The 3933-nt window shown below is 43.8% G+C and carries 5 protein-coding genes; all 5 read left to right on the top strand.

The features are described 5' to 3' along the window. The first annotated feature begins 598 nt into the window (after positions 1-598). Positions 599-1486 carry a hypothetical protein gene (locus RMO35_RS14680; protein WP_309742074.1) on the top strand — a complete coding sequence of 296 codons (888 nt, stop codon included), beginning with the start codon at positions 599-601 and terminating at the stop codon, positions 1484-1486. A gap of 21 nt (positions 1487-1507) precedes the next feature. Continuing rightward, entirely contained in the window at positions 1508-1978 is a 471-nt protein-coding gene (locus RMO35_RS14675) for a 2Fe-2S iron-sulfur cluster-binding protein (protein ID WP_309742073.1), read from the top strand. A 118-nt stretch (positions 1979-2096) separates the two neighbouring features. Further along, the gene (locus RMO35_RS14670) at positions 2097-2825 is read left to right on the top strand and encodes a V4R domain-containing protein (protein ID WP_309742072.1); all 729 of its coding nucleotides are present in this window, start codon (positions 2097-2099) and stop codon (positions 2823-2825) included. Beyond that, positions 2822-3145, top strand: coding sequence for a hypothetical protein (locus RMO35_RS14665; protein WP_309742071.1), 324 nt, complete (start codon positions 2822-2824; stop codon positions 3143-3145). Before RMO35_RS14670 ends, RMO35_RS14665 begins: the two co-directional genes overlap by 4 nt. A 79-nt stretch (positions 3146-3224) precedes the next feature. Further along, positions 3225-3698 carry a phycobilisome protein gene (locus tag RMO35_RS14660; protein WP_309742070.1) on the top strand — a complete coding sequence of 158 codons (474 nt, stop codon included), beginning with the start codon at positions 3225-3227 and terminating at the stop codon, positions 3696-3698. Positions 3699-3933: the final 235 nt, after the last annotated feature.

Raw genomic sequence — 3933 nt, 5'->3', positions numbered from 1 at the left:
TTTTTGGCGACTACTAGTAGCTGGCAGACAGTGATGATGCGCGTTCATGGTATTGTTTTTCCCCTGAGAATGTGAGCTGATAATTGCTTACATAACGACTGTACGCGCTAAATCCAGTAAGTAAGTATGACGTGTGTCACTTTTTTTACACTAACCCGATCGCTTGACTGGTGGATCGAGCGGTAATCCTAAATCTTATACCTCAATCCCAGTGTGAGTTTCAGTTTCGAGCAAGCTACTATATTTCTATGTGTAAAGTTTTAGGTGTAGATTTGTGACGAAAAAGTGTAGATTTGTGATGGACAGTTGCTCAACTGGCACATGCCTGTTGTCAATTTGGGAATCTGCACGAGTGAAGATCCCCAGTGGTACCACTACCGACTGCTGTCGGAGAACTGAGCAGATCGTGGAGCTAAAAGCGCTGTTTTGCGTAAGTCCGTCTCAAAGTGCGATCTCACTGAAAAATCTGGGCATAATCTTAGATATGAAATACTCTCCACAGGATCGAAAGACAATCGCGGAGGTTGTCAGACATCGCTAGTACTCTAAATACTCATACCGCCCTCTCAAGCTCTGTAGACCTGTCACATCTAAAGAGATGCACATCAGTATCGAAATCAAAAATATGACAGACACCGATCTGCAACCACTTCAAATATTAGTAGCGGAATCAGATCCAGTAGAGATCGATCGGATCGTGGCTACAATCGATCGAGAATTCCATGCCGGAATTAAGATTGCCAAGAACTATCAGCAACTGCTAGAGCGGACGAATTTAGAAAGACCGCAACTAGTAGTTTTGGGGAAGATCGATAATGCCAACTACTCAGAGATCGCCCAGGCATGTCATAAAATAAAGCCCAAATTACCAATTTATCTCCTATCTTCGCAGGGCATAATTATTGATTCTTTTCGTCAATTAGTCAAAACTTGTGGTTTGACAGATGTGATTACTAGAGATGCTAATAGTCTCAATCAATTATTAGTAAAAATCGATCCAGCCCGGCGCGATCGGCGAACCATGCCTTCAGAAAAATTGACGACAGCTCACCCCAATCGTCAGCAGTTAACCAGCGAAACACTAGGCAGTAAACCAACACCAAATGTTACTGTAATATCTGCCGATCGATCGCTAATTCAGCCAAAAATATTCGGTCGAGATCTACTCGCAGCATTAGATGAAATCGTCACAGTTAGTAATAGTTATTTTGGACCGCTAGCACAAGGTAACTATTGGCGCAAGGCTCACGATCGCATTATTGATGAGTTTCCGGCGATGCAAAACTGGTCGGCAGATCACTTCAGTAAACTCAGTTGTCATGAGAACATGTTAGTGCAAGAGATAACACCCGAGGATCTTCAGAGCTTGAGGGTTTGGGTACGGCTATTTATTGAAGAATGCGAACGGATTATTATCGATTATCGCTCGATTCTCACTCATGCCAACCTCTCGCCGCTAGCAACAGACCTATTAATTAGATCCTAAACTCACCCACCCCATTATCTCATGGCAACAATTACGATTAGTATTGATGGTAAGCAAGTGGCAGCCGAGCAAAATTCTACACTCTTATCCGTATTTAAAGAACACGATATCTTAATCAATCAAATCTGTGGCGGACAAGGCATGTGTGCTTCCTGCCATTTTTTCGTAGTAGGTGGCACTGAAGCCTTGACAGCGCCAACCAAACAGGAACAGATGACCTTTCAGTTTACCAAGATCGATCGACCCGGTGCGCGATTGGCTTGTCAAACTCGGGCGATTGGTGAGGGGATTGTTATCGAGTTACCGCTCGGAACTTTTGTGGAGTCAGAGCAGGATTTAGAACGGAAGATCGGTAAAAAAGCTGACAAAACACTGATCCATCCGATGACTGGGGAAGTATTGGTTCAAGCAGGTAAGTTGGTCCTCCGCTCGGCGCTAGAGAAAATGAAAGAAGCTAGTAGTAAATTTAACGATCTTTTGTCAAACAAATAAATTTAATAGTAATAACGATCGTCAAACTGGGATTACTAAGCTTAACCAGATATATACAGTGCATTTACTACATTCTAACCACAACTGACATCTAGCAATCGCCACGCAGAGCTACATTATGATATCTCAAGATCGCAAACAAATAGTCCGAGATACACCCAATCCAATTATCTCGACCAAAGACGTAGCTCATTATAATCGATCGCAATTCTTTCAGTTTGATATGGCGCAAGGGAAGATTGCTGATTACCATCGTCAGCGCAATCTACTCGTTGGGGAAGACTTCATTGTTTCGCTACTAAAGGGACTAGAACATGAAGTGGGAGACGCAGCAGGATGGCTGTGTTATGAGATTGGACTTGAATGGGGCAAACAGGATGCCGTACTATTTCAATCTTGGTTTCAAGAATTCTATAAATTGACCTTAGAGACATCTAATTTGGGTTTTGCAATGGAAACATGGTGGTGGCCCTATACAGTGCAGGGATGGGGCACTTGGTCGCCAAATTTAGACAATCGGGCAAGTGGCTTTTTCTATGTCGATTTATATGATTCGGCAGTCGCCAAAACGTTGGGATATATGGGCAAACCAGTATGTCACATGTATTCGGGTATTCAGGCTGGCTTCTTTAGTGTTGCCTTCAAGCAAAATCTGTGCAGTACAGAAATCCAATGCTATGCGATGGGTAACGATTTTTGTCGATTTTTGATCGGCTCTGAAGAACGCATCCAAGCTGCTGAATTTTGGATTTCTTCTGGTGCCAAAGCTAATGAAATCGCCGAACGTTTTGAAGCTGGCGAAGTCGCTCCCGATCCCGAACTATCGATCGCCGCAGGTGCCGTATGAAAAGTCGCAAACATAATCGCTTAAAGAAAAATCCCTTAGTCCGGTTTATTCGCGGAGTCGTCAGATTATTGCGGGTATTATTTAGACCCCAGAATCGACAGCTTCGTGCCATCGAACAAGAGCAAAGACATCTGCGGCGAGTGGAGCTAGAGCAAGAGCTAGTACTAGAACGCCAAAATATCGAGTTGGAGCAGCAGGAACGAGCGCGATTAATTACTGTTGGGGAGCTACTCGAACAGATAAAATGGCAGACTCCTTCAGAAACAATAATTCAAGCAGCCGATTTAGTTGCCCCAGCTTACGATGTTTCTAGGAATTAAACCTTAGAACTAAAAATCGGTAGCGATCGCAGTTGCCGTCGCTACTATTGAAATTTTATTTAGATGGAATTGGTGAAAAATGATTACATTGTTAGAAGCATTAGTTGATGGTGCAGATGGCGCTTATGCAAGCAAGCAAGATCTCCGCAATTTGGAACATGCGATGTTTTCTTGGTCGGAGCGGAAAGAAGCTTATTTAGCACTCCAAGAGCGAGAAAAGTCAGTTATCGATCGCGCGATCGCCCTCATGCAGCCGAAGAAAGCTGCTCCAGGCGCTCGGGCGATGGATGGAGCGTATCTCGATCGCTGTCGTCGCGATATGACTTTGACGCTGAGATCTTATGCTTTAGCGATGCTGTTGCAAGATGAAGAAATGCTCAAGGATCGATTCCTGTATTGGCAAAGAAATATTCTGCAATCGATGGGTCTGCACAACTATAAAGGGATTGAATATTTATTGGAGTCCATCTGTGCGGAACTACCCAAAGAACAGTCCAGCTTGTTCCAACCTTACTTTAAACTCGGTCAAGAAACGATCGTATCGATGAATTAAAACAACTAGCCAAACAGTAAGTTGCACTCGCAATTTACTGTTTGGCTTGCCTGTCTCAACTAGGAAATTTATTTTGTATGGCTACCTCACTGTCGATCGAATCTAGCATCTCTATCCCCGCAAATTGCTTTACGCCTAAAGGTTACGTCAAATCCCATCCAGCATCGGGATTGCTGTCTACTCGCTATGGCGATCGCTTGATTGCCGTGCCAGAATTATTACTCCGCAGTATCCC

The organism is Chamaesiphon sp. OTE_20_metabat_361, assembly GCF_031364565.1.
This window is presented reverse-complemented; position numbering and strand designations above follow the sequence as displayed.